The following is a 23,313-nucleotide window of genomic DNA, read 5'->3' as shown; positions in this document are numbered from 1 at the left end:
TTTAACAGGGGCTATTATTTCTTTAACTTGCTTTCTTAGGAAAGCGTTGTTCTAGCTCAGCTTCTGCTGGTTTATCTTTAAACATTTTTATTAATACGATTACACACAACACACCGAGTAATATATATAACCCTACAAATAAAGCAAAGGTTAATCCTACACCATCAGCCTTGGTCGCTGCATCTGCTACTTTCATATATCCTCTTAATATCCAAGGTTGTCTACCTACTTCTGCGTAAATCCAGCCAAATTCAATAGCAAACATAGCCAGTGGTCCACTTGCAACGATTCCCCATAGAAGTGGCTTATTCCACTCATTTCTCTTTTTCCATTTCCAAAACAGAATAAAAACACTTGAAATAAAGATGCTGAAGAATCCTATTGATACCATTAAATCAAATAAGTAATGAACCCATAGTGGAGGTCTCTCATCTTCTGGAAACTCGTTTAATCCAATTACCTCTGTATCAAAAGAACTTCCTGCCAGAAAACTTAAAAATCCAGGTAACCGGATCTCGTTATGGACTTCATTGTTTTCATCTAATGTTCCAAAGACAATTAGGTCTGCATTTTCCTCTGTTTCAAAATGCCATTCAGCTGCTGCCAGCTTCTCAGGTTGATATTCAGCTAGAAACTTCGCAGAAAGATCTCCTGCAAACGCTGAACCAAATGCAAAGATGAGTGCCGATACCATCGTCAAGCGCAAGGCTTTACGATGATAATCTCCACCTTTCTTCTTCAAAATAGCAAAAGCCGTAATTGCTGCTAATATTAAGGCAGCTGTAAGATAAGAAGTCGTTAAAACATGAAATACTTTCGTTGGTGTCGCAGGGTTGAGCATGGCCGCAATCGGATCAATATTAATGGCCTTCCCATCTTTCAATTCAAAGCCTTGTGGTGTATTCATAAATGCATTTACCATTGTTATGAATAACGCAGAGGCAGAAGAACCAATCATGACCGGGATTGTTAACAGCCAATGAACCCATTTGTTCTTAAATCGATCCCATGTATATAAATAAATTCCTAAGAAAATAGCTTCAAAGAAAAACGCAAAGGTTTCCATAAACAGAGGCAGTGCAATAACCTGTCCGGCAACCTGCATAAATGATGGCCAGAGCATGGATAATTGCAACCCAATCGCGGTCCCTGTCACTACCCCAACAGCTACAGTTATCGTGAACCCTCTTGCCCATCTTCTGGCTAATAAAAGATAATGAGGATCCTTACGCTTAATTCCCATGAATTCAGCAATTGAAATCATCACCGGCACCCCAACACCGATGGTTGCAAATATAATATGAAATGCAAGGGTTGTTGACGTAAGCATTCTACTTAATATCACACTATCTAAAACCATTCTACACTCCCCCTACTGGTCTACTAACGTTGTTTACATATAATCTATACTTCTCTTTATCACTCATACCCCATTATAAAACCTATTATTGAGTTTGTGATATATTGAACATGAATATTTTGTGACATTTTTCACAAACATTTATTCGTGTCTAATTTTAGTAGTTTCGGATGTTGATTGCAATTATGTTGCTTAGGGGTTAATAATCTGGAAGGAAGTATACTCTGGCTTTCTTTTCTCCTCTACTAGCTAAGTTCATGTTGTTTAGTAATCGGTGGATAACCTTTGGGGAATCCACTCTAAGAAATTCTCTGGCTTTTTTATTATTAATTGTGGGGTGTTTTAATAGTAAATAATCATAAATCGCCTGTTCATGTGCTTTTTTATCATAGATTTCACAATTTGGACAAAACCAAGAAGATTGGTTTCTAATCATGGAAAATTCTAGACAGGATGTGCATTGCACTCCTTTAATAATTTTTTCTTCAGTCATATTATTTGGATATTGAATATGGCTTTTATTTAAAAGATTGGTTAATCTCTTTAATTGTTTATTAATCAAATGAACAATAGAATATTTTTGTTGTAATGACATAAATGTTGGAACTAGGTTTTCTACTCTAATGATTCTTTTTAAGTTGTTTTGACTATTTTTCATTGAATTTAAAATAGAAGATGAATTGGTGAAAACAACTAAATATTCAACAGGAAGCATAGGTATCTTTTTCATTTTCATCCAGTGAAGCAGATGAATTTTATACCGTTTAGCTTGAGATAATGGATTTGTAAATCCAGTAGTCTCTCCATTAATTGTTCTAGACAATTGTTCAAACTCACCACCTATTTCTAATACACCGGCAATATTTTTTACCTCAATAATCACTGAAAATGATTTAGATAGAATCAACGAATCGATTTGAAAAAAAGTAGATCCAATTGGAAGGCAAAGGTCATTGAGGATAAATAAATCAGGATTATCGATTGTACTTAAATGACGGTCTACCTTACACTCACCATGGTAACCTGCCCATAATTTAAGAAGGTCTGCTTGAATTTGAGGAAGATGAATAGAGTCTGGAGAAATTCTTCTTATTAATGCTTGATTGTAGAGGATGGATAAGGGGATTTTCCTATTTTTTATTATCAAATTTTCTCTCCTTTCATTTAGTTGTAAATATTATTCGCTATGTTACATCAATTTCCCTCTTTTTCTTATACATTTGATAGACTTTCCATTGTGAATTTTTTATCTGCCATTATTTCTATTTATCTGCCGTTATAGTCACATATCTGCCATATTATATTTTTATATGCCGCTTTTAAATTTTATCTGCCATTATCCTAAAAATATCTGCCATTCACTAAAATTCGACATACCTCTCTCTTCACCAAAAAACCCCACACCATAAAGTGCGGGGCCTCCCTTTTATACTCACATAGCATCTAACATCTTAAACTGTGATTTTACTAATTCGTAGTAGTCTCCCTGTTGTTCCATCAACTCGTCGTGATTACCGGATTCTTTGATTCTACCGTGTTCTAATACAAAAATATTATCAGATTCTCGAATCGTTGATAAGCGGTGAGCAATGATGATGGCTGTACGGCCATTCAATAATTTTTTAAGGGCATTTTGGATTTTCACTTCTGTTTCTGTATCAATGGATGCTGTGGCTTCATCCAAGATGATGATTCTTGGATTGGCTAATAGTGCCCTTGCGAAGGAGAGTAGTTGTCTTTCTCCAACGGATAAGACATTCCCACGCTCTTCCACCTCTGTTTCATATCCATTGGAAAGCTTCTCTATAAATTCATTCGCACCGATGGCTTCTGCAGCTTTTTTTACTTCTTCGTCGGTTGCGTCTGGTCTTCCGAAGCGAATATTGTCTTTGATGCTTCCTGAGAAGATAAAGGTGTCTTGAAGCACAATGCTAATTTGACTTCTTAGGCTTGATACCGTTACGTCTCTTAGGTTAACACCATCAATTTTCACTTCACCCTTCGTAGGGTCGTAGAAACGACTAATTAGGTTTGCAATGGTCGTTTTCCCAGAACCAGTATGACCAACCAATGCCACTGTTTGACCCGCCTTCATTTCCAAATGAATGTTTTGCAATGCTTTTCGTTTATCATCATAGGAAAACTCAACATTTTCGAATTGAATTCTTCCTTTGATATGATCAAGGTTCATTGCGTCTCTTTTTTCATTTACGATTGGTTCTTCGTCAAGGAATTCGAAAATTCTCTCTGATGACGCCATACCGATGAGAAGTTGATTGTACACTTGGCCTAGTCTTGAAATCGGCTCCCAGAACATTCCTAAATAAAATGCAAAGGAAACAAATTCTCCTAATTGGAGTGAGCCACTTTGAATGAGCTGAGCACCGTACCAGATGAGAACCGCGGTACCGATGGCATTGGTTAACTCTACTAGAGGTCTGAACATGGCATTCTTTTTAGTTGCAGTTTTCCAGCTATCATAGTTTTCAGTGTTCACTCCATCAAAGAACGCCATATTTTCTTGTTCCTGAGTAAATGATTGAGTAACACGAATTCCTTGTATGCTTTCATTTAAATGGGAATTTAATTTTGACTGCTTTAATCGAACCATCTGCCAGGATCTTCTGATATTCTTTCGTAAGCTTGTTGAAATAAAGAACATGATTGGCAGGATGACCATGACAGCCAGTGTTAATTCAGGACTTAACGTGAAGAGAATAACGATAATCCCCACAAGTAGAAGCATATCCATTAATAGATTGATTACCCCGTTTGTAAAAAGCTCTTGCAGAGAATTAATATCATTCATAATTCGAACTAAAATAGATCCTGCTGAACGTTGATCAAAGAAGCGATGAGAAAGCCACTGCACGTGACTAAATAAATGCTTTCTTAAATCGTATATTACACCTTGACCTAAGCGATTCATCCACCGAATGCGAAGGACATTCGCTACGTAATTTAGAACATATAGCCCTGCAATTACACTAACCAGAGTAAATAATAAGTCTCCATCCTTTTGTCTAATCGCCTTATCGAGTGTGTATACCCCGATTAATATCGGAATGACCAATCGTATAGCTGTTGTAATAAGAACGGTAATAATCGAAAGGGGAAGTAGCTTTTTAGAATATGGCTTCAAATTAGTCAGTAAGCGCCATAGCTGTTCCCAGTTAAATGGCTTATCGATGACCTGATCGGTTGAATAATGAAATCTGGTTAAAACACTTTTGTTAACATTCTTCTTCTTTCTCATTCCCCTCACCTACCTTTCTTGAGTTTGTAGTATCTTTTTTTGATCTTTGTACTGAATATCATATATTCGTTGGTAAGGTCCGTTATTGTTTAATAAGTAATCGTGGACCCCTCTCTCTACGATTTTTCCATCTTCTAATACTAAAATTTCATCTGCATGTTTTAATGATGAAATACGATGAGCAATAATAAATGTCGTTCTATCTGACATGACTTCTTTTAGTGCTTGCTGAATCCTAAATTCAGTTTCCATATCAACGGCACTTGTTGCATCATCAAGAATAATAATAGATGGATCTGTACATATTGCCCTAGCTATCGCAATCCTTTGTTTTTGTCCTCCTGAGAGACCAAGTCCTCTTTCCCCTAATTTGGTATCGTATCCATCTGGAAGCTCTGTAATAAATTCATGTGCTTGTGCCCGTTTTGCCGCTTCAATGATATCATCCATTGTGGCTTCAGGGCGTCCATATGATATATTCGCTTTTATAGTAGATGAGAATAAGAATGATTCTTGAAGAACAAATCCAATATTTTTCCGAAGTGATTTTAAAGAATAATCTTTTACATCTCTTCCATCTATCAATATCTCTCCATCATCTGGTTCATAAAAACGAGTGATTAATTGAGTAATACTTGTTTTCCCTGATCCAGTACTCCCGATTAAGCCGATTACTTTACCTGGTTCTGCTTTAAATGAGATGTCTTCTAATGCTGCTTCATCGTGAACCGCATAATTTAATGAAACATGTTTGAATTCTACTTCACCCTTCATTCGTTCTACATTAACAACGTCAGAACGGTCTATGATTTCTTCATCGGCTTCTAAGATCTCTAACAAACGTTCTCCGGAAGCTTTTGACTGAGAAAACAAATTAATTGTAAAACCTAGATTCATAATAGGCCAAATGATATACCACACTAGGCTATAAAATGCGACTAACTCACCCGGTTGAAGGTTTCCATTCATCACTAAATATCCACCATAGGCAAGGAGAGTCACGACACTTATATTCCCTAAAAACTCCATGAGAGGGAAGTATTTTGACCAAATATCTGATGTGAATAAGTATTTGTCCTTGTAATCTCCATTGGATTGATTAAATTTATTAATTTGAAAATCCTCTCTAGAAAGAGACTTCACCGTATTGATACCACTTATATTTTCTTGTACGTTTGTATTCAGCTTACCAAACGATTTTCTAATTCCTCGAAAGGCGGGATGAACAGCTTTATCAAATTTATAAACGGCAATTGCTAAAAATGGTAATGAAACGAGGGTGACAAAAGTCAATGAAGGAGAATAATAAAACATTACTCCAAAGCTAACAGTAATTAAAAGAAAGAATCGTAATAGTTCTGAAAAACCAAAAGATAAGAAAAAGCGAAACGCTTCCACATCTGCCGTTAAACGAGACATTAGATCTCCCGTTTTAGCATTGTCATAATATCTAAAGGGCAAGAACTGAAGCTTCTCATACAATTCATTACGTAAGCGATATACAGACGTAATTCCAAATAAGTCTCCATAATATTGTTGAATAAAAGTGGTAATGCCTTTAATCACCATAATTCCAATAAATCCAAAAGCAAGATAAGGAATCCACTCGTATTCCCCTTTTAAAATGACATCATCAATCGTTATTTGTAAAATCATTGGATAAACGACTGTAATTCCTGTTACAAATATCAAAAAGAACATTGAAATAATAAAGTACTTTTTATATGGCCAATAAAAGCCTTTTAATTTCTTAAACGTTTCCATAGTCTCTCTCCCTTCCCTTGTTGCAAAAACGACGTATAAATAAATATATCGGTTTTCGAAATAATTATCTACCCTTTTTTTAGAATTTTTTACTTTTTTATGAATTATTCATTTAGTCTTACTATTCTTATTTATGTTAAAAATAATCCAGTAAAAAAAGATCGGTCTAATGACCGATCTTTTCTCCATAAAAGGTATTATTCACTTTTTTCTATTTCATCTAAAACCCTGTTCACACGTTTTTCTAACATTTTCATCCCGCTTCCTCCGGCTTGGAAATGACGAAGGTTTCCTTCTTTGTCAAACACATAATAAGCAGGTACATATTGATTCTCAAATGCGTCCGTTAATTTGTGCTCAGAATCCACAAAGATTGGTTGAGTGATGTCATGCTCTGCTGCCACTTTCTTGATTTCATCAAGATCCAGGTCGTCCTCTGAACGTGGCATGTGGACAGCAACAACATTTAACTTATCGCTGTAATTGTCTCTGAATTCATTTACCTGAGGCATAGCCTCCTTACATAAGTGACAACTAATAGACCAAAAGTGAATAAGCGTTGGTTTATCTCCAACTAAATCTTCCTTTGATCGTTCTCCATTCAACCATTCTGTTGCCCCCTGTAATGCTGGCATAGGTTCACGAAGTCTCATAATAACTCCTCCTTTAAATTATTGGTTCTTTTAAATTATTCTTTACCGTTTTGCACTCATGATACAATTTAAAAAAGTACATTATAAACATGGAAACATGAAAAAGGCCTAACAAACGGTTAGGCCTTTATTCATTTGAAACTTATAAAGTTTTTTGTCCTGGCTTCCAGTTTGCTGGGCAAAGACCACCTGTTTGAAGAGCTTGTAGTACACGAAGCGTTTCTTCCACGTCACGTCCAATGTTGTTGTGGAATACTGTTTGGTACTGCATTTCTCCTTCAGGGCTGATAATGTATAGACCGCGAAGGGCTACACCCTCTTCTTCAATAAGTACACCATAATCGCGAGATAAACTGTGATTAGTATCTGCTGCTAATGGATATTTTAATTCACCTAGACCATTCTCTTTACGATCTGTATTGATCCAAGCTAAGTGTGTATGAATAGTATCTGTTGAAACACCGATAACTTCAGCATCTAAATCTTCGAACTCATCGTAACGGTCTGACATTGCCGTAATTTCAGTTGGACATACAAAAGTGAAGTCCATTGGATAGAAGAACAATACTGTCCACTTTCCGTTTTTCATGTTTTCTTCAAGTGATACCTTACCGAATTCTTTGTTTGGCATTACAGCGTCCATTTCAAAACGAGGAGCTTGTTTACCTACCATGCGTTCAGCCATGAATAAATCCCTCCAATGAGTTTTATGTTAAATTATCTTGAGTAAGGGAGAGACAAGATTGTCTGCCCTTTCTGACTCACGATTTCCATTATAAAGGATTAGTTAATTTTAGTCAATATCAAATTATAATAATTGTAAGATTAAAATCATTATAATTAACCTTTTCTAATCCCCTATTTGTTTTGCCCTAATCACCAACATTTACTCTTACATCTACTGATATGTAGTTAATCAGACGACATATAGAGTTTATCATTTCTCCCCAGGGGAATAAAACAATATGCACTTTAAGGGTTGCACCTTTGACATAACCCATATAGTTTTGTGTATACTATAATCGTTCAATTTAAACATTAGTAGTAAAGGTGAAAGGATGATTTGTTTGAATTACATACTAGGAATGAATGTACTGGGTGATCGGATTACCAATTTTAATTGGAATGGATTACTTGTAACGATTGGAATCGGCGCTTTACAATTGTTAGCTATTTGGATTGCTTTTATACTTGTTAAAGTTGCTGCTAATAGGGTTCTTAAAAGAATTTTCCAAAAGTATCGTGAACGAAAAGATGTATCTGAAGGCCGCGCACAAACCCTGGAGAGCCTTTCAAAGAACATTGTAGGTTATGTACTTATCTTTATATTCTTTGTTACTATACTACAAATTTTCGGGATTGAAGTAACCGCAATTTTAGCAGGAGCTGGAATTATCGGTCTGGCTGTCGGTTTTGGAGCACAAGGATTAGTTAGTGATGTCGTAACAGGATTTTTTATTCTTTTAGAAAAACAAGTAGATGTTGGTGACTATGTTACAACGGGAAGTTTTTCAGGAATTGTTGAAGAAGTTGGATTAAGAACGACTCATATTCGAGGATTTGACGGCACTTTGCATTATGTTCCTAATAGAGAGATCACAAGCTTAAGCAATCATTCTAGAGGAAACATGAGAGCACTTGTAGATATCGGGATTTCGTATGATGATGACATTGATAAAGCCATGGTCGTTCTCCAACAGGTTTGTGATCAAATTTCACAAGAAGACGACAATATTGTAGACGGACCAAACGTCCTTGGTGTCCAAACTCTTGGTGCTTCTGATGTTGTATTACGAGTTCTTTGTAAAACCAAAAACATGGAACAATGGGGAGTAGAACGTAAGCTTCGAAAAGCTTTAAAAGAAGCATTAGATCAAAATGGGATCGAAATTCCTTTCCCACACCAAGTTTATATTGAGAAAAAAGAACAATAATACGAAAAAGATGGGCTCACACACGTAAGCCCATCTTTTATGTCATTAGAGGTTTTTCAGATTGCCTATATAGTCACTCATTAGACCAATGGCAAAATCAATGGCATCTTCATTAGGGTCTAATTTTGAATGATGCAGACCATATTGAGAGTCTACTCCTAGCCAAAACATGAATCCCGGGATTTCTTCCAGCATATATCCAAAGTCCTCTCCGGTCATAGCTTCTTTACAAATGACAAGGTTCCCTTTATCAGCAGACTCTACAAACGAAATAAAATCTTTTGTCCATTCAGGGTCATTATAGACCTGGCAATACATGCTTCCATAATCAATATGTATATTACAGTCATAGCTAATTTTCATTCCTTCAATTAAAGCTTCTAATCTATTTTTTACATTGATCATGGATTTGGGAGAAAGAGTTCGAATCGTCCCCTCCAGCTTAGCTGTTTCAGCAATTATATTTTGGACCGTTCCGCTTTCCATTTTTCCAACAGTAATCACAGCACTATCCAAAGGGTCCACGTTTCGTGAGACGATCGATTGAAGCTGGGTGACAAATGAAGATGCTACAACGATCATATCTTTTGTTTGGTGAGGGTATGCTGCGTGCCCACCTTTTCCTTTAAACTCAATGAACAATTCAGAAGTATTAGCAAATAAAAGCCCTTCTTTGATTGCCACTGTCCCGACTTCATACTCAGGAGCAATATGTAAGGCAAAGATTACGTCCGGTTTCCACTCTTTCATGATGTCACTTTCAAGCATGGGCTGTGCACCACCAGGTCCTTCCTCTGCAGGTTGAAAGATAAAGAGTATGTCATCTTCGATTGGGTGTTGAATAAAGTGAGTAAGAACTCCTAACTCAATCGTCATATGAAAATCATGACCACATGCATGCATTTTACCTTCATGTTCAGAGGGGAAACCTAATCCAGTCTCTTCTTGAATAGGCAATCCATCAATATCGCCACGATATCCAATCATTCTTGAAGGCTTTGTACCATGCACTTTTACAAAAATTCCCGTCTTCCAAGTCTTCATTTCAAACCGGTCTGAAGGCATAGAGGAAATATAATTCATTAAGTATTGCTGGGTTTTATGCTCTTGGAATCCTAACTCGGGAATTTGGTGGAGATCTCTTCTTATTTTTTTATAATCTACATTAGACATGCTTCTCCTCCTAACAATATGACAGTACAAGAAAAGAACAGACGAAAAGGGTTCTTATATTCGTCCGTTCTTTTCTTCTATAAGGTAAGCGATGTAAATCAATTAAAGTTGACGTAGTTCTTGTTTAATCTCTGTTTTAGATTTTGTCTTTTCATCAATATCTTTTAACTTTTTGGCAGGTGTACCTGCAACCACGGTATATGGAGGTACATCATCGACAACGACTGCTCCAGCTGCAACTACGGAACCCTTCCCTACTGTTACCCCTTCTAATACGACTGCATTTGCTCCTATTACAACATCATCTTCAATGATAACAGGCTTAGCAGAAGGCGGCTCAATAACTCCAGCCAGTACTGCACCTGCTCCGATATGACAATTCTTACCGACAGTAGCTCTTCCACCTAGTACTACATTCATATCAATCATGGTTCCCGCACCTACAACGGAACCAATATTAATAACTGAACCCATCATGATAACGGCATTATCACCAATTTCAACCTGATCACGAATAATCGCTCCTGGCTCAATTCGTGCTTTTACTCCCTTAAGGTCTAACAAAGGTATGGCCGAATTACGACGATCATTTTCCAGAACATAGTCTTCTATTTTATCTTTATTCTCTTCAAGAATGGTAGATAACTCACTCCATTCTCCAAATACTACACCTGTATTGCCTTGAAGAAACGTTTGTGAGGATGAACCAAAGTTGATTCCATCTAATTCACCTTTAACATAAACCTTTACAGGTGTTGACTTTGTACTATTTTGAATAAAAGAAATAATTTCGTGTGCATCCATCATTTTCATTTTAATACCCTCCAGAATTATGTATATATTCAGAATTTGTTTCTTGAATTACTTTATCAAATTAAAGGAAAGAAGACAACTAAAAACCAATTTTATTCGTCTTCATTTTCATTTAAAAATTGCTTTATTACTTCAACAAATGCTTCAACCTGCCTTAATTGAAACGCAGATTCATAGCCTAGTAACCAAGTGTCTCGATGGATCAACGTATCATGCTCATCAAGCAATGGAATTTTGTAGATATTTTCTTCCATCCCATCTAGTGTTATAGCTGGTAAAATAGCATAACCAATTCCATTTAGGGTCATTTGCTTACATGTTTCAATTTGATCCACTACAATTGTTCGCTTAGGAGTGGTTTGAAATTGCCGACGCCACCAATCTTGAATTTCCTGATAATAATTGGAGTCACTTTTAAACTGGATAAAAGGTCGATCCGTTTTCATTACCTCTTCAACAGATTGTATTTCACGATCTACTAAATACAGTGTATCTTGAAACAGGTGATGCTTAGGACCTTTCCAATCAGGCGTTCCACGAATGATGCCGATATGGACTTCATCTTCATAAATGGATTTTAATATTTCGCTGCTCCATCCTGTCATTAACGAAATCTTTGCATGTGGATAGGTTTCTACGAATTTTTTTAACACTTTAGGAAGCCAATTCTGACCAACAATGGAAGCACAAGCAATTTTCAACGTCCCGTGAACCTCATATTCCAAGGATTGAATTTGCTCTTTAACGATTTCTTCTTTTAACAGCATTTCTTCAGCTAATTTCACTACAAGTTCACCAGCAGGTGTTAAGGATAACCCTTTTTGAGAGCGGAGAAAAAGTTTAGTCCCCCAATCTTTTTCTACGTTCTGGAGTCTTTGAGAGAGTGCGGGCTGGGAGACGAATAATCTTTCAGCAGCTTTGCGCATGTTCATTTCTTGTGCCAGAACATGTAAAATTTCATATTCAGAAAAGGACATATTCTCACCTTCATAAGTTTTTCTTATATTATATCTTAATAATTATAGAATTTCATTATTAAGGTTAATCGAATAAGCTGAAGTATAAAGAAGGGGTGAGCATTTATGGAGATGGTATTATTTTTGACAGGTTTTCTCGTAGCCTTAATCGGAACACTTGCAGGTAGCGGGGGACTAATAGGAATGCCTATTATGCTACTTTTAGGCATTCCTGTTCACATTAGTATCGCTACTGCTAAATTTTCAAATATCATTAGCTCTTCCTCTAGTTTTGGTTACTTATTGAGGGACAAAAGAGTAACCTTATCAGAATGTCTCCCAATCCTTCCAATTGCTTTAATTGGAGGGATGACAGGGGCTGTGATAGCAGATCAAATTTCAACTAAAATCTTAGAAACTATAGCTTTTCTATTTTTAATCATGGCGTTATTTTTAAGTATAAATAAGGGGATTAAACCTAAAGGAAATCATAAACAGCGTCGAACACTATTTGGTTACCTTTTATTTATTAGTACGTATGATGGAATGTTCGGGCCGGGTCAAGCAACAATGTTAATGTATACTCATTTATTGCACGGATCTAGTTACTTAAAATCTATTGCCCTTACAAGATTCCAGACATTTGTTAGTTGTCTTGGTGCATTCGCTATTTACTTCCAAAATGGCCATGTAGATTGGAGTATAGGAATTCCTTTTGCCGCTGGTGCTTTTCTAGGTGCATCATTAGCAGTGAGGATAGCGAAAAAAATAGATATTTCACATGTCAAGCTTCTATTAAATTTCATTACAATGATTTTAATATTGCAATTTGGTATAAAATTGTTTTTTTCATGAGCGGTCCTTTGGCAAACACAATATCCCTATAAAACTTACGACCGCAAAAAGAAGGACAATAAGGTAAACATCATGTAGAGACTCAGTAAGCCCTTCTTGTAATACATCAAGAAGCTGTGGAGGTAAGAGTTCTCTTTCTGATTTATTTAATAGAGAGTTAGTACTATCAATTGAAATATCTCTTGATATATTCGCATCTTCGAAATATTCTTTTAGTCGACTGTTCAATATTCCTCCGAGTAAGGCTGCTCCAATCGTCGTTCCTAAGTTCCTCATAAACATATTTGTAGCCGTGGCGATACCTCGAACCTTCCATTCCACACTTGATTGAATAGAGACAATAAATGCAGTAGAGGACATACCCATTCCGATTCCAATAAAGAAGGAACCGGCCGCTGCCCATAACGGGCCATAAGATGGCTCCATGAGGGAAAAGATCGTTGCCCCAATAACAAGAGACACTCCTCCTATTAATGATGTTTTGTAATAACCTATCCTTAATAAAAGCCTACCTGCAATCGTGGCAGAAATTGGCCAACCAATGCTCATAGCAGTTAATGTAAATCCTGCAACGGTTGCACTTCTTTCCATTACTCCCTGTACAAAAGCAGGTAAAAAACTTGATATTCCTATTAACATTACGCCTGTTGTTAATGACACAAGGTTCGCAACCAATATAGAACGGACCTTCCATAAATCAAACGGCATCATAGGTTGAGGCACTTTTCTTTCGTGATAAATAAAATAAGCAAGTGTAATGATTGATGTGACGATTAACAGAATGGTTTCCCATGAATACCAAGGAAGGCGCACCCCACCTTCTACCAAAACAAACATCAGCGAAGAGATCGAAATGACCAATAAAGTCGCCCCTCCATAATCAATGACTGGCTTTTTCTTTTCGATGTTTTCATGTAAAAACATCCAAAGTCCTACAATTGCAAGGATTCCCAAAGGGATATTAACCCAAAATACATATCGCCAACTCACAAATTCGACAAGGATTCCTCCAACAAGTGGACCACTTATTGCTGAAAGTCCCCATACACTTGATAAATATCCTTGTATTTTTGCTCGTTCTTCTTTTGAATAGATGTCTCCAACAATTGTGGTGGCCATAGGTAGTACAGCTCCTGCCCCAAGCCCTTGAATCAGTCTAAACATAATCAATTGCTCCATATGCTGTGAAAATCCACATAAAATTGAACCAATTAAAAATATAATAATTCCGAACGTTATGACTGGTTTTCTTCCGAAAATATCAGATAACTTTCCATAAATCAGCACAGTTATTGCATTCATTAAAAGATAGGCAGAGAAAACCCAGCTATATAAAGAAAATCCACCTAAATCCCCAACAATAGCAGGCATAGCGGTGGATACAATAGTCGCTTCAATGGCCCCCATAAACATTGCGAGCATAACAGATACTAATACAATGGGTCTATTTGTCTTTTTACCTGCATTTTTTCCAGTACTATTCATACTTTACTCCTCTAATTATGTAGTTTATTAAATGGATTTTTTCTTTCTATAAGGCTCTTCACACAATCTTTGTTGCTTTCTATAAAGGGAGTAGTGAATGTTTGCAGCTCGCTTCCTCTCCTATCACCTTTCTAAGCATGAGTTTCTTAAAATAACTACCATACACGGTTAGAGAAAAGCCTTTCTTGCACTCTGAACTTAGTTAATAAAGAATCCCCAAAAATAAAAGAGGATGACTATAAAGCCACCCTCCTACCGTTTAACACATTCATTTTTAAACAGCCTTATGTATTTGCACTTATTATGACATTTTATACATATGGCGTTGAAAATGTTTTAACACGACTCTTCTTGTCAAAATCCCTTCAAAATATCCATTTTCAGATATAACACATAAAAAAGGATGATCTACCAAAAGTTCAATAGCTTCTTTGAACTTTGATTCCAGGGAAACGGTTGGAAAGTCTGTCGTCATAACTTCTTCTACCTTCTTTAGTTCAAGCTGTTCAAACTCAAACCGTTCAAGTCCTAAAATTGAATCCGTAATAAGACTGGAACTAATTAAACCTTGAAAATGAAACCTTGGGTCAAGAACCGGAATGGAAGAATAACCACTCTTTGTTAACAATAGTAGAGCATGTTCAAGAGAATTTCCTACTTGCACATGAGCTACTTTTTCAGAAGGAATAATGAAATCTGTTATGTTGGTATCTAATAATTCCTGATTACTTAGTGAAATCATCTATAACCCCTCGTTTTATTATTAAATGTAACCACAATAATTTTAACACAATGTCAGCACAATGTATGTTTTCAAGATTAAAAATACAAAAAAAGGGAGCCAAAGAAGAATCCTTACATGGCTGCCCTTTTTCATCTTATTAGTCTTGAATTGCTTCTTGAAGAAGCTCATATATCTCTATTGCTGTAATATCAATGTTATCAAAAGGGAAGGTACTTCCTTTTTCATTTACTACTTCAATTTCAAAAGTATCCTGTTTAGGTAAGTACTTTACTTCACAAACTTTCTTTCCATTGTACTCAAAGAATCTTTGTTGAGTTTCCCCTTGTTCACCTTGTTCTTGTAAGGTTTTTAGTCTTTGTATAATTCCAAGAAGCTGAGACATAAACGGTCTCTCCTTTCCTATCTGATACTTGGTCATAGCTTTTGCATTGTACCAGATTCTATCCTGTAAATTCTAATGTTTTGTCCTTTTTTTCATAATATCCTTTATACTAAAAATAGAAATCATTTAGAAGCAGAAAGGATTGTTAAGATGAGTATTTATCGTATAGATTCTCGTATATCTTTAATTGACTTAATGGATCTATCCTTAAAGGAACGTACAGGAAGTTATGTCATTAATGAAGAGTCCCTAACTATTATTGAAACATCTGCAAGCCCTTCTATACCTCACCTAAAAAAAGGTCTCTCTAAGTTAAACATTAATTTAGAAGATATTCAATACATAATTTTAACTCACATCCATCTTGATCATGCTGGCGGAGCAGGTCTATTTTTAGAAGAATGTCCTAATGCTACAATCGTCGTTCATCCTAAAGGACAAAGGCACCTTATTGACCCTTCTAGATTAATTTCTGGAGCCAAGGCAGTATATGGAAATAAATTTGATGAATTGTTTGCCCCCATTAAATCCATACCCGAGGATAGAATTGAAATTAAACAACATGGAGACTTATTAAAGCTAAGCGATACTTGTACGTTAACCTTTTTTGATACACCTGGACACTCCAACCATCATTTAAGTATTTATGACCCTGTCTCGAACGGGATGTTTACAGGAGATACGAGTGGAATTCAATATACTGTCGGTTCGAAACATTTTTATTTTCCGTCTACCTCACCTAACCAATTTAATCCAATACAAATGAAGGAAGCTATTGCTTTTTATAAAGGTTTAAAGTTAGATTACCTTTATTTTGGACATTATGGTCCTACTGAAGACGTATCATTTGCCCTTTTGGAAGTTGAGAAATGGCTGGACTTATTTATGGAATGTGGTAAAACATATTTTGACCCGAAAAATTCATTAGAAGTTAATATTGAAGAGATTACCTCTATACTTTTCGACCTTTCAAAGAAAACCATGATACAAAAAGGAGTTGAAGCAGGGGATCCCATCTTTCAGTTATTAAGGCTTGATATGAATGTTTCGGCAATGGGAATTGTAGATTATTTAATGAAGTACGAAAAAGGAGATTGATAAACATGAAGCAAGTAATTCTATACTCTCAGCCAGAGTGCCCACCTTGTGAGGTTGTGAAAATGTTTTTAAAGGAAAACAAAATACCGTTTGAAGAAATTAATATAAAGGAGGATTCAGAAGCAAGAGATTATATTATTCATCGTTTGAAATCTTATTCTACCCCAACTATAACTGTAGATAAGGAAGTTATTACAGGCTTTAATCTTGAAGCTTTATCTAAAGCTCTTCACTTATAAAAACGTCAACGTTACACCAACATCAAAGCAAATTGATAAAAGGGGCCATTATATCGATTATATTGGCCCCTTTTACGTGTTATTGAGTTTTCATTCTCCTGATTGAATATTTTCTGGAAGTTCGTACGTGATAGAAGTTACTTTCCAGGTGCCTTCTTCTTCTGATAAAACGACCACTTCGACACCAGGAACGGTAGCAACAGGACCTTTTTCATCTCCACTACGCTCTTCCCATATGTACCATTTCCCATCTGCCTTTTTCACATGAGTTGACTCGTCATATTGAAAGAATGGAATATAATATGATGCAAAATCTGATCCGAACGTTTGGTATCCACCATCTACTTGATAGACATTTTCTTTTATAAAAGAGTTTGTCATTTCTTTTGTGAAGTACTGGGTAAGGCTATCCACGACTTTTTGTTTGGATTGTGGCTTTTCACTTAGTGAAACTTGAGTATGAAATGCTTTTTCAGCAAGTGAAAGTGCCTGTTCCCCACCGAAAGTGGATGCTTGAGTTTGGTTAACCTGTCCACATGAAGCTGAAATTAAACCTAAGATTAATAATAATAGCAAAAACTTTTTCTTTACCATCTTCTTCCCCTCCTAGAAAACTATGTATAATTATTGTAGCAATGAAATGAATTTGTTAGTAAAATTTTCCTTCGCGAAATAGTAACAAAGAATTGCAAGTTTTTCATTATAATTGTAAAATTCCCACTTAATTTGTCACTGAAACATGAATTCAACTGGTACATATAACCAAAAACCCGCCTTTCGTTCGAAAATTCACGAACGAAAGGCGGGTTTTTATCAGAATTAAGTTAAATAGCGAATAGACCTATAAATAATAAATAGTGTAATCAGTATAGTAGCAATGAGAATTGATACGAATACTGGATTACGAATATAAGGGTGCTCTTTAACGACCTCTGGAATATCTGTATCATATTCTCCTTTTAATCGTTTTTCTTGCCCTGCAATCCTAAATGTATACACCAATGAATAGCCCGCTATTCCAATAACGATAAGTGAAAGTACAATCATATAGATACTCATTGTATCCCCTCCTTAAATTCGTCTTTAGGGATAATTTCCCCTATAAGGAGAAGGATATTCAACAAGAAAGTTTCAAGGGCTTTATACATAGAACGACAAAATAGCGAGCATATGCTATAGCGATCTGTGCGTGTTTTAGTTAACAACTATTTAAAAGAGTAAACTATCTTCTTCAAATAAAAATTCATACGATAAATCAATAAACAAATACAAGCCATCTCCAAATGGATAGGAATAGGTCCTGATGGATTCTCCAGAATCAATATCACTGTATACGTCTGATAGTAAACCTTTTTTTCCCATTCTCATACGCATGATATTTTCTAAAAAGTAAGGTCGCCAGCTCCAATTCTTCCCTTTAAATGTAGGTTGGATTTGCCATTTTCGATTTACTTTTTCAATATTACTTGTTACTTGAAATCCATTTTCATCGCAAATATATAATCGAAAGCATTTATCATTGAAAAAAGCAGCCAATTCATACAATAGCTGATCATATCCATTACATTGCTTTTTTAACGGAATTAATTCATGACTAATCTCTTTATGAAATAAGTCAGCAAAATGATAACCTGCCTCTAGATGTTTTTTTTCATAACGAATATAATCCTGGCATTTCTCTTTAAGCTTTTGTTTTAATATTTCCTTATCTAGAAAAGAGGCAGAAGGGCTTTGTAAATAGTATCCTTGATAATATCTACCTCCATTTAACCATGAAAATTGAAGTTGAAAATTGATTTCGATATGTTCGAATAACAATGAAGCTCCAATTTTCCTTGCCAGAATAGACAGGCTATATAAAATATCTTTATACATTTTATTCCCTGCATCATTTCGTAATAAATTCAGATCCACTTTTAATATATCTGGAGAGAATTGAGAAATTCGCTCTAAGCTACCGCTGTTTCCCCCTACGTTATCAATGGCAATTTTGATTCCATATGTCTTGTAATATAGTAGTAAGTGAACTAATTGATCTAAATCCCCTTGAAATGTTTTTTCTGACAGCTCTAAAACAATACGATTCAATCTCAACCCTTTAGTCTCAAATTCCTTTAAAAGGGTTAAGAGTGATTCTCCATGATCAAGCATCAATAACCTGGCATCTCTATTAAGAAAAATAAAACCTTCCTGACCTTCGTCTGTAAATTTTTGAAGAGCTAATTTAGTTATTTTTTCATCTACTTCGAGTTTGTATTCATCAGGAACTTCTTCATCATTAAAGAACGGACCTAAAGTATCTATTACACCTTCTGTATTTGTTATTCTTCCTAAAACTTCATATCCAACAATACTATGTTCATCAGCACTAAATATTGGTTGAAAATACGGTATAACTCTTTCAATATTAGTCAACACATCTAAAGCGTCCATGTAATTTCCCCACCATTACTCATCTTTTTGCATAATTATAACACAATGTATGATTAATGATGGTAGCCAGTGATTTACTACCTAATAAAAAAACAATGAACATTTATAATGTTCATTGTTCTTTATTCTAAATGCTCTTTTCGCAAAGATTGATGTTTTATTAAAACACATGATTTACCAAGGCTCTGTCAACCAGTGTGTGCTGGATGATGATCAATAGCAACACAGTTTACGAATACATCCTTTTTTAAAAAATATATTATTGATTTAGAATCTCTCTGAATCAAAAAGGAAATTGATTTAACCACTGTCCCCCATCCATGGTGACGCATTCTCCATTAATATACCCAGCCTTCTCGGATGCTAAAAAGAATGCTAGACCTGCAATTTCTTCAGGTGTTCCTAGTCTTTTTAATGGTACACTATCAATGGTTCTTTTCGCAGCTTCCTCTGAAATCCATAATTTCTCTGCTCCACCAGTTCTTTCGATTGGTCCTGGAGCAATGGCATTTGTACGTATACCATATTTATGTCCCCATTCCACTGCAAGGGTTCTCGTCAATGAAAGAACTCCTGCTTTTGCTGCAGCTGAATGAGCAACACCCGCTCCTGCATTCCATGCATATGTAGCAACCATATTAATGATAGAACCTGTTTTCTTGTTCTCAATCCAGTAGTTCCCAACGGCGTGAGAGCATAAGAAAGTGCCATTTAAGACAATATCTATGACTGATTTCCAGCCGTTTGGTGTCATTTTTTCAACTGGGCAAATAAAATTACCGGCAGCATTATTAATTAACACGTCTATCTTCCCAAACTTTTCTAGGGTGAATTCCACCATAGCTTTTACATGTTCTGACTCTCTAACATCCATTTGAAAAGTCTCGATTTTACCTTTTAAAGATGAGAATTCTTCTTTTACTGCTAGAAGTCGTTCCTCATTTCTTCCAGTCACTACGACACTTGCACCTGTTTCTACAAAATGCTTCGCCATATATTTCCCCATACCATTTGATCCACCCGTAACAATGACAACTTGCTGTTCAGACATAAATTCTCCCCCTTAATGAATGAATATTCACTCATTATTTTATCACATCTATCTTAACTTTAGCTATCCTTAACAGAAAAAAAGACTGACTTTTAAGAAAATAATAACTTCTTAAAAAATCAGCCTAATATAATCAACTATCCGGGTTATTCACAATCGTTTCATGTAATTGTGCCAGTGCCTTAACAATCGTTTTATTTCTCTTATATCCTTTTGCTTCAACAGAAACATTATTAAATGAAACAAGAACTTGACCTAAAGATCGAGGAGACTTAAAGCCATAAACATACACTTTAATTGTTCCTCTTTCGGTAGGGAGAAATAGGATTTCCATTTGTTTTGTCTTTTTCATAATCCCTCTCCTTTGTAAAGCATTAGGATCTATGGTTCATTCGCCGAATTCACTCAAACTTCTTTACACCTATGAACCTATTACTCTCCTCACCTTAAAATAAGTCATTGTAACAACTGTGTCAAACATTATGAGCAATTTATTATACGAGTTTAGTAATTCTGCCTTTGGTTACATAACTACAAATTGCTGTTCTTCAACTTCTCTAGGACAAATTGGTTTGCTAAAATAAAACCCTTGTGCCTTTTGACAGTTCGCTTCCTTAAGAAAGTGAACTTGCCCTTCCCTTTCTACCCCTTCTGCAATAACCTCGAGCCCTAAACTATGAGCCAGGTGAATGATTGTGGTCGTTATCGCCGAGTCCTTTTGATTCAAACCGATTTCGCGAACAAAGGATTGGTCGATTTTTAGAATGTCAATAGGAAATCGCTTTAAATAATTCAAAGAAGAATATCCAGTACCAAAATCATCAACAGAAATAAAAATTCCAAGCTTTTTTAACTTTTTCAACATTTTTAACGTTTGCTGTGTATCCTGCATTGCTCCCTCTGTAATTTCAATTTCTATGCACGAGGCAGGGATGTTATACGAAGATAAGTAATAATCGATTGTATCAACCAATTCTTCTTGCAAAAATTGTTTTGGAGAAATATTAATAGCCACACGAACATTTCGATAGCCCTTTTGTCTCCATGTTTGTAATTGAATACAGACTTGCTCAAGTACCCAATCTCCAATTTGATGAATCAACCCTGTTTCCTCTGCCAAAGGAATAAATTGTGCTGGTGATACAAAGCCAAATTTGCGATTATTCCAACGTATTAAAGCTTCAAAGCTTTCAATCGTTCCCGTTGATAAGTTCACTTGTGGTTGATAATGAATGTAGAGTTCCTCTTTTTCAATCGCTTTCCTTAAATGTGACTCCATAATAATATAGTTGGGGAAACTTGATTTCATATGGGTCTGATAAAACCGAAAATGAGCTCTTCCTTTTTCTTTCACCTCAAATAATGCTTGTGCTGCTTTTTGAATAAGTGAATTAGAGTCATATCCATCTGCTGGATATCGGCTTATGCCGATAGAAGGACTGGTATAAAACTCCTGGCCATCAATTGTAAAAGCCTCAGCAAACAGATTTAATATTTCTTTTGCTTTTTCTTTCGTTTCTTCAAAACTACTATTTTTCAGCAAGTAAATAAACTCATCTCCGCCTTGACGATACAGTAAACATTCATCATTGGTGAGAGTAATTAAACGCTTGGTTATTTTTATTAGAAAACGGTCTCCACCTTTCAAACCTAAGGTGTCGTTTACAAATTTAAAGCGATCTAAATCTAAATAGAGTACCGAAAGTTCTTTACCGTGTTCTTCCATGTTATGAATCATTAATGGGATATGATCGTCCAATGCTTTTCTGTTCCATAAACCAGTTAACTGGTCATGGAGAGCCATGTAATGAATGATTTCATTTTGTTCGTGATGCTCTGTCACATCTTTAGCAATGATATAGCAGCCGTCACATTTTTCATTAATGACAATGGGTACGGTTTTAAGATGTGTAATCTTTTCTTGTCCCAAACTATTTCGTAAAAGGCAATATTCTAATGTTGTCGGAGTTCCTACTAACGTTTTTCTAACAGACTCTTTAATTGCGTTTTTATTTTGGAAATGAAACAGATCATAAATGCTTGTATTCGTTAACTTCTTTTTTGAATATCCTGTTAGTTGGCACCCTGCCCCATTAGATTCTTTAATAATTCCATTGGAGTCTAAAATAAAAATGGCATCTAAATTATGCTCAATTATTGATTTATACCTTTCCTTTGCCTTTAGAAGCATCTTCTTCTCGTTAACTGCTTCCGTAATATCTCTAGTAATTGAAGCTACATACTCGACTTCACCCAGATCATTTTTAATAGGAGTTAAGATTGATTCATTTACTACCTGTTTTCCCGTAGAAAGTTCCAGTTCGTCCTGGTACGTAATACTAACTCCTGAGTGTACGAGCTCCGTATACCTAATTTGTAGCTCTTTAGCTAAATCAGTAGAGACTACTTCCTCTAATAGCTTTCCCATATCCTCATTTTTAATTGACGTATAATGGATGGCGGATTCATTAATATAGGCATATCGGAATTGATTTCCGTTCTCCACCTTCATGATAAATATCATGTCATGTATATAATCTAATATAAGTTCTTTAATAACTGAGTCTAGCTTTTCATTTTCAGTGTGAAAGTCTTTGTTCGTATCAGTTAATCTCATGGATTCGTCATCCCTTTTGCCTTCTCTATTTTTCTGTCATTTTCATCCTACATATATTTTACTAGTTATTGCTAACATTTCCTATATTCATATAAGAATATTCAAACTTTTTTTCATTTTTTAATACTTTAGACCTATGTTCACTGTATTAATTACTATGCCCATCCTATATTAAGACAGGCGCAGGGATTTACCTTTGACCATACACTGATATGTATAGAGAGGAGGTTCGTTTATGTATCAACAGCACATTATGCCTTACTATCGTAGTTACCAGCCCCACGTAGGAAGGAATCAACGTTTTTTCCCTTTTTTCGGTTTACCTTTTTTAGCAGGAGGTTTAGCAGGATTGGCTATCAGTCCTTTCTTCTTTAATCGACCGTTTTATGGACCTTATTATCCGCCATATCCACCATACCCACCTTATGGCTATGGTCCTCCCCCTGCTTACTCGCCATATGGGCCAAACTATCAAGGATCACCAAATCCTGTTACAGAG

Annotated in this window: 22 protein-coding genes and 1 pseudogene; 5 read left to right on the top strand and 18 right to left on the bottom strand. The window is 35.7% G+C overall.

Annotation, left to right across the window (positions count from 1 at the left end; all coding sequences use genetic code 11):
• Positions 1-22: 22 nt before the first annotated feature.
• From IQI_RS09390 to IQI_RS09365, 6 genes are all read right to left on the bottom strand, one after another.
• Positions 23-1,360 (bottom strand): cytochrome ubiquinol oxidase subunit I, encoded by a 1,338-nt coding sequence (locus IQI_RS09390; protein ID WP_064092385.1) that lies wholly within the window; start codon positions 1,358-1,360, stop codon positions 23-25.
• 199 nt (positions 1,361-1,559) lie between these two features.
• Complete coding sequence (locus IQI_RS09385; protein ID WP_064092384.1) at positions 1,560-2,507, bottom strand: nuclease-related domain-containing protein; 948 nt, start codon at positions 2,505-2,507, stop codon at positions 1,560-1,562.
• Positions 2,508-2,792: 285 nt separating this feature from the next.
• A complete protein-coding gene (locus tag IQI_RS09380) occupies positions 2,793-4,616 on the bottom strand; it encodes an ABC transporter ATP-binding protein (RefSeq protein ID WP_064092383.1) in 1,824 nt (607 codons plus the stop codon).
• Positions 4,617-4,625: 9 nt separating this feature from the next.
• Positions 4,626-6,380, bottom strand: a complete 1,755-nt coding sequence (locus IQI_RS09375; RefSeq protein ID WP_064092382.1) for an ABC transporter ATP-binding protein — start codon at positions 6,378-6,380, stop codon at positions 4,626-4,628.
• A gap of 197 nt (positions 6,381-6,577) precedes the next feature.
• A complete protein-coding gene (locus IQI_RS09370) occupies positions 6,578-7,033 on the bottom strand; it encodes a TlpA disulfide reductase family protein (RefSeq protein ID WP_064092381.1) in 456 nt (151 codons plus the stop codon).
• Positions 7,034-7,175: 142 nt separating this feature from the next.
• Positions 7,176-7,718: a peroxiredoxin gene (locus IQI_RS09365; RefSeq protein WP_064092380.1), complete on the bottom strand. Its 543-nt coding sequence runs from the start codon at positions 7,716-7,718 to the stop codon at positions 7,176-7,178.
• Positions 7,719-8,118: 400 nt separating this feature from the next.
• Between IQI_RS09365 and IQI_RS09360 the strand changes: the two genes are divergently transcribed.
• The gene (locus IQI_RS09360) at positions 8,119-8,967 is read left to right on the top strand and encodes a mechanosensitive ion channel family protein (RefSeq protein WP_064092413.1); all 849 of its coding nucleotides are present in this window, start codon (positions 8,119-8,121) and stop codon (positions 8,965-8,967) included.
• 45 nt (positions 8,968-9,012) lie between these two features.
• On the opposite strand, the gene IQI_RS09355 is transcribed toward IQI_RS09360, so the two are convergent.
• The 3 genes from IQI_RS09355 to IQI_RS09345 all read right to left on the bottom strand — a co-directional run bounded on the left by IQI_RS09355 (position 9,013) and on the right by IQI_RS09345 (position 11,930).
• Positions 9,013-10,140, bottom strand: a complete 1,128-nt coding sequence (locus tag IQI_RS09355; protein ID WP_064092379.1) for an N-acetyldiaminopimelate deacetylase — start codon at positions 10,138-10,140, stop codon at positions 9,013-9,015.
• Positions 10,141-10,242: 102 nt separating this feature from the next.
• Positions 10,243-10,953, bottom strand: coding sequence for a 2,3,4,5-tetrahydropyridine-2,6-dicarboxylate N-acetyltransferase (gene dapD, locus IQI_RS09350; RefSeq protein ID WP_064092378.1), 711 nt, complete (start codon positions 10,951-10,953; stop codon positions 10,243-10,245).
• A 92-nt stretch (positions 10,954-11,045) separates the two neighbouring features.
• On the bottom strand, positions 11,046-11,930 hold the full coding sequence (locus IQI_RS09345; protein ID WP_064092377.1) for a LysR family transcriptional regulator: 885 nt from the start codon (positions 11,928-11,930) through the stop codon (positions 11,046-11,048).
• A gap of 105 nt (positions 11,931-12,035) precedes the next feature.
• Here IQI_RS09345 and IQI_RS09340 point away from each other — a divergent pair, with 105 nt between their 5' ends.
• Complete coding sequence (locus tag IQI_RS09340; protein ID WP_064092376.1) at positions 12,036-12,764, top strand: sulfite exporter TauE/SafE family protein; 729 nt, start codon at positions 12,036-12,038, stop codon at positions 12,762-12,764.
• Here IQI_RS09340 and IQI_RS09335 read toward each other — a convergent pair.
• The 3 genes from IQI_RS09335 to IQI_RS09325 form a co-directional block, all read right to left on the bottom strand.
• On the bottom strand, positions 12,759-14,249 hold the full coding sequence (locus tag IQI_RS09335; RefSeq protein WP_064092375.1) for an MDR family MFS transporter: 1,491 nt from the start codon (positions 14,247-14,249) through the stop codon (positions 12,759-12,761). The genes IQI_RS09340 and IQI_RS09335 overlap by 6 nt on opposite strands.
• Before the next feature lie 301 nt (positions 14,250-14,550).
• Positions 14,551-14,991 carry a cyclic-di-AMP-binding protein CbpB gene (cbpB, locus tag IQI_RS09330; RefSeq protein WP_064092374.1) on the bottom strand — a complete coding sequence of 147 codons (441 nt, stop codon included), beginning with the start codon at positions 14,989-14,991 and terminating at the stop codon, positions 14,551-14,553.
• Between the two features lie 139 nt (positions 14,992-15,130).
• On the bottom strand, positions 15,131-15,376 hold the full coding sequence (locus IQI_RS09325; RefSeq protein WP_064092373.1) for a YkuJ family protein: 246 nt from the start codon (positions 15,374-15,376) through the stop codon (positions 15,131-15,133).
• 150 nt (positions 15,377-15,526) lie between these two features.
• On the opposite strand from IQI_RS09325, the gene IQI_RS09320 reads away from it, so the two are divergent.
• Complete coding sequence (locus IQI_RS09320) at positions 15,527-16,474, top strand: MBL fold metallo-hydrolase (protein WP_064092372.1); 948 nt, start codon at positions 15,527-15,529, stop codon at positions 16,472-16,474.
• Positions 16,475-16,479: 5 nt separating this feature from the next.
• On the top strand, positions 16,480-16,713 hold the full coding sequence (locus IQI_RS09315; protein ID WP_064092371.1) for a glutaredoxin family protein: 234 nt from the start codon (positions 16,480-16,482) through the stop codon (positions 16,711-16,713).
• Between the two features lie 90 nt (positions 16,714-16,803).
• Here the strand turns inward: IQI_RS09315 and IQI_RS09310 are convergent, their stop codons facing one another.
• The 6 genes from IQI_RS09310 to IQI_RS09285 all read right to left on the bottom strand — a co-directional run bounded on the left by IQI_RS09310 (position 16,804) and on the right by IQI_RS09285 (position 22,814).
• The gene (locus IQI_RS09310) at positions 16,804-17,307 is read right to left on the bottom strand and encodes a DUF3993 domain-containing protein (protein ID WP_064092370.1); all 504 of its coding nucleotides are present in this window, start codon (positions 17,305-17,307) and stop codon (positions 16,804-16,806) included.
• A gap of 225 nt (positions 17,308-17,532) precedes the next feature.
• Positions 17,533-17,772: a hypothetical protein gene (locus IQI_RS09305; RefSeq protein ID WP_064092369.1), complete on the bottom strand. Its 240-nt coding sequence runs from the start codon at positions 17,770-17,772 to the stop codon at positions 17,533-17,535.
• Between the two features lie 150 nt (positions 17,773-17,922).
• Positions 17,923-19,146, bottom strand: coding sequence for an EAL domain-containing protein (locus IQI_RS09300; protein ID WP_064092368.1), 1,224 nt, complete (start codon positions 19,144-19,146; stop codon positions 17,923-17,925).
• 283 nt (positions 19,147-19,429) lie between these two features.
• Positions 19,430-20,197, bottom strand: coding sequence for a 2,4-dienoyl-CoA reductase (gene fadH, locus IQI_RS09295; protein ID WP_064092367.1), 768 nt, complete (start codon positions 20,195-20,197; stop codon positions 19,430-19,432).
• 133 nt (positions 20,198-20,330) lie between these two features.
• Entirely contained in the window at positions 20,331-20,549 is a 219-nt protein-coding gene (locus tag IQI_RS09290) for a hypothetical protein (protein WP_064092366.1), read from the bottom strand.
• Between the two features lie 171 nt (positions 20,550-20,720).
• Positions 20,721-22,814, bottom strand: coding sequence for a sensor domain-containing protein (locus tag IQI_RS09285; RefSeq protein ID WP_082892645.1), 2,094 nt, complete (start codon positions 22,812-22,814; stop codon positions 20,721-20,723).
• A gap of 253 nt (positions 22,815-23,067) precedes the next feature.
• On the opposite strand from IQI_RS09285, the pseudogene IQI_RS20850 reads away from it, so the two are divergent.
• A pseudogene (locus IQI_RS20850) lies at positions 23,068-23,274 on the top strand (hypothetical protein); the annotation flags it as partial.
• Positions 23,275-23,313 lie beyond the last annotated feature (39 nt).

The organism is Rossellomorea aquimaris TF-12 (genome assembly GCF_001648555.1).
GTDB classification, from domain to species: domain Bacteria; phylum Bacillota; class Bacilli; order Bacillales; family Bacillaceae_B; genus Rossellomorea; species Rossellomorea aquimaris.
Note: the sequence above shows the minus strand (reverse complement) of the source record. Positions and strands in the feature narration are given on the sequence as shown.

Excerpts from the sequence above, each read along its gene's own strand:
- IQI_RS09390 (WP_064092385.1), bottom strand. The coding sequence starts at position 1,360 with ATGGTTTTAGATAGTGTGATATTAAGTAGAATGCTTACGTCAACAACC.
- IQI_RS09380 (WP_064092383.1), bottom strand. The coding sequence starts at position 4,616 with ATGAGAAAGAAGAAGAATGTTAACAAAAGTGTTTTAACCAGATTTCAT.
- IQI_RS09375 (WP_064092382.1), bottom strand. The coding sequence starts at position 6,380 with ATGGAAACGTTTAAGAAATTAAAAGGCTTTTATTGGCCATATAAAAAG.
- IQI_RS09370 (WP_064092381.1), bottom strand. The coding sequence starts at position 7,033 with ATGAGACTTCGTGAACCTATGCCAGCATTACAGGGGGCAACAGAATGG.
- IQI_RS09365 (WP_064092380.1), bottom strand. The coding sequence starts at position 7,718 with ATGGCTGAACGCATGGTAGGTAAACAAGCTCCTCGTTTTGAAATGGAC.
- IQI_RS09360 (WP_064092413.1), top strand. The coding sequence starts at position 8,119 with ATGAATGTACTGGGTGATCGGATTACCAATTTTAATTGGAATGGATTA.
- IQI_RS09355 (WP_064092379.1), bottom strand. The coding sequence starts at position 10,140 with ATGTCTAATGTAGATTATAAAAAAATAAGAAGAGATCTCCACCAAATT.
- dapD (WP_064092378.1), bottom strand. The coding sequence starts at position 10,953 with ATGAAAATGATGGATGCACACGAAATTATTTCTTTTATTCAAAATAGT.
- IQI_RS09345 (WP_064092377.1), bottom strand. The coding sequence starts at position 11,930 with ATGTCCTTTTCTGAATATGAAATTTTACATGTTCTGGCACAAGAAATG.
- IQI_RS09340 (WP_064092376.1), top strand. The coding sequence starts at position 12,036 with ATGGAGATGGTATTATTTTTGACAGGTTTTCTCGTAGCCTTAATCGGA.
- IQI_RS09335 (WP_064092375.1), bottom strand. The coding sequence starts at position 14,249 with ATGAATAGTACTGGAAAAAATGCAGGTAAAAAGACAAATAGACCCATT.
- cbpB (WP_064092374.1), bottom strand. The coding sequence starts at position 14,991 with ATGATTTCACTAAGTAATCAGGAATTATTAGATACCAACATAACAGAT.
- IQI_RS09325 (WP_064092373.1), bottom strand. The coding sequence starts at position 15,376 with ATGTCTCAGCTTCTTGGAATTATACAAAGACTAAAAACCTTACAAGAA.
- IQI_RS09320 (WP_064092372.1), top strand. The coding sequence starts at position 15,527 with ATGAGTATTTATCGTATAGATTCTCGTATATCTTTAATTGACTTAATG.
- IQI_RS09315 (WP_064092371.1), top strand. The coding sequence starts at position 16,480 with ATGAAGCAAGTAATTCTATACTCTCAGCCAGAGTGCCCACCTTGTGAG.
- IQI_RS09310 (WP_064092370.1), bottom strand. The coding sequence starts at position 17,307 with ATGGTAAAGAAAAAGTTTTTGCTATTATTATTAATCTTAGGTTTAATT.
- IQI_RS09305 (WP_064092369.1), bottom strand. The coding sequence starts at position 17,772 with ATGAGTATCTATATGATTGTACTTTCACTTATCGTTATTGGAATAGCG.
- IQI_RS09300 (WP_064092368.1), bottom strand. The coding sequence starts at position 19,146 with ATGGACGCTTTAGATGTGTTGACTAATATTGAAAGAGTTATACCGTAT.
- fadH (WP_064092367.1), bottom strand. The coding sequence starts at position 20,197 with ATGTCTGAACAGCAAGTTGTCATTGTTACGGGTGGATCAAATGGTATG.
- IQI_RS09290 (WP_064092366.1), bottom strand. The coding sequence starts at position 20,549 with ATGAAAAAGACAAAACAAATGGAAATCCTATTTCTCCCTACCGAAAGA.
- IQI_RS09285 (WP_082892645.1), bottom strand. The coding sequence starts at position 22,814 with ATGAGATTAACTGATACGAACAAAGACTTTCACACTGAAAATGAAAAG.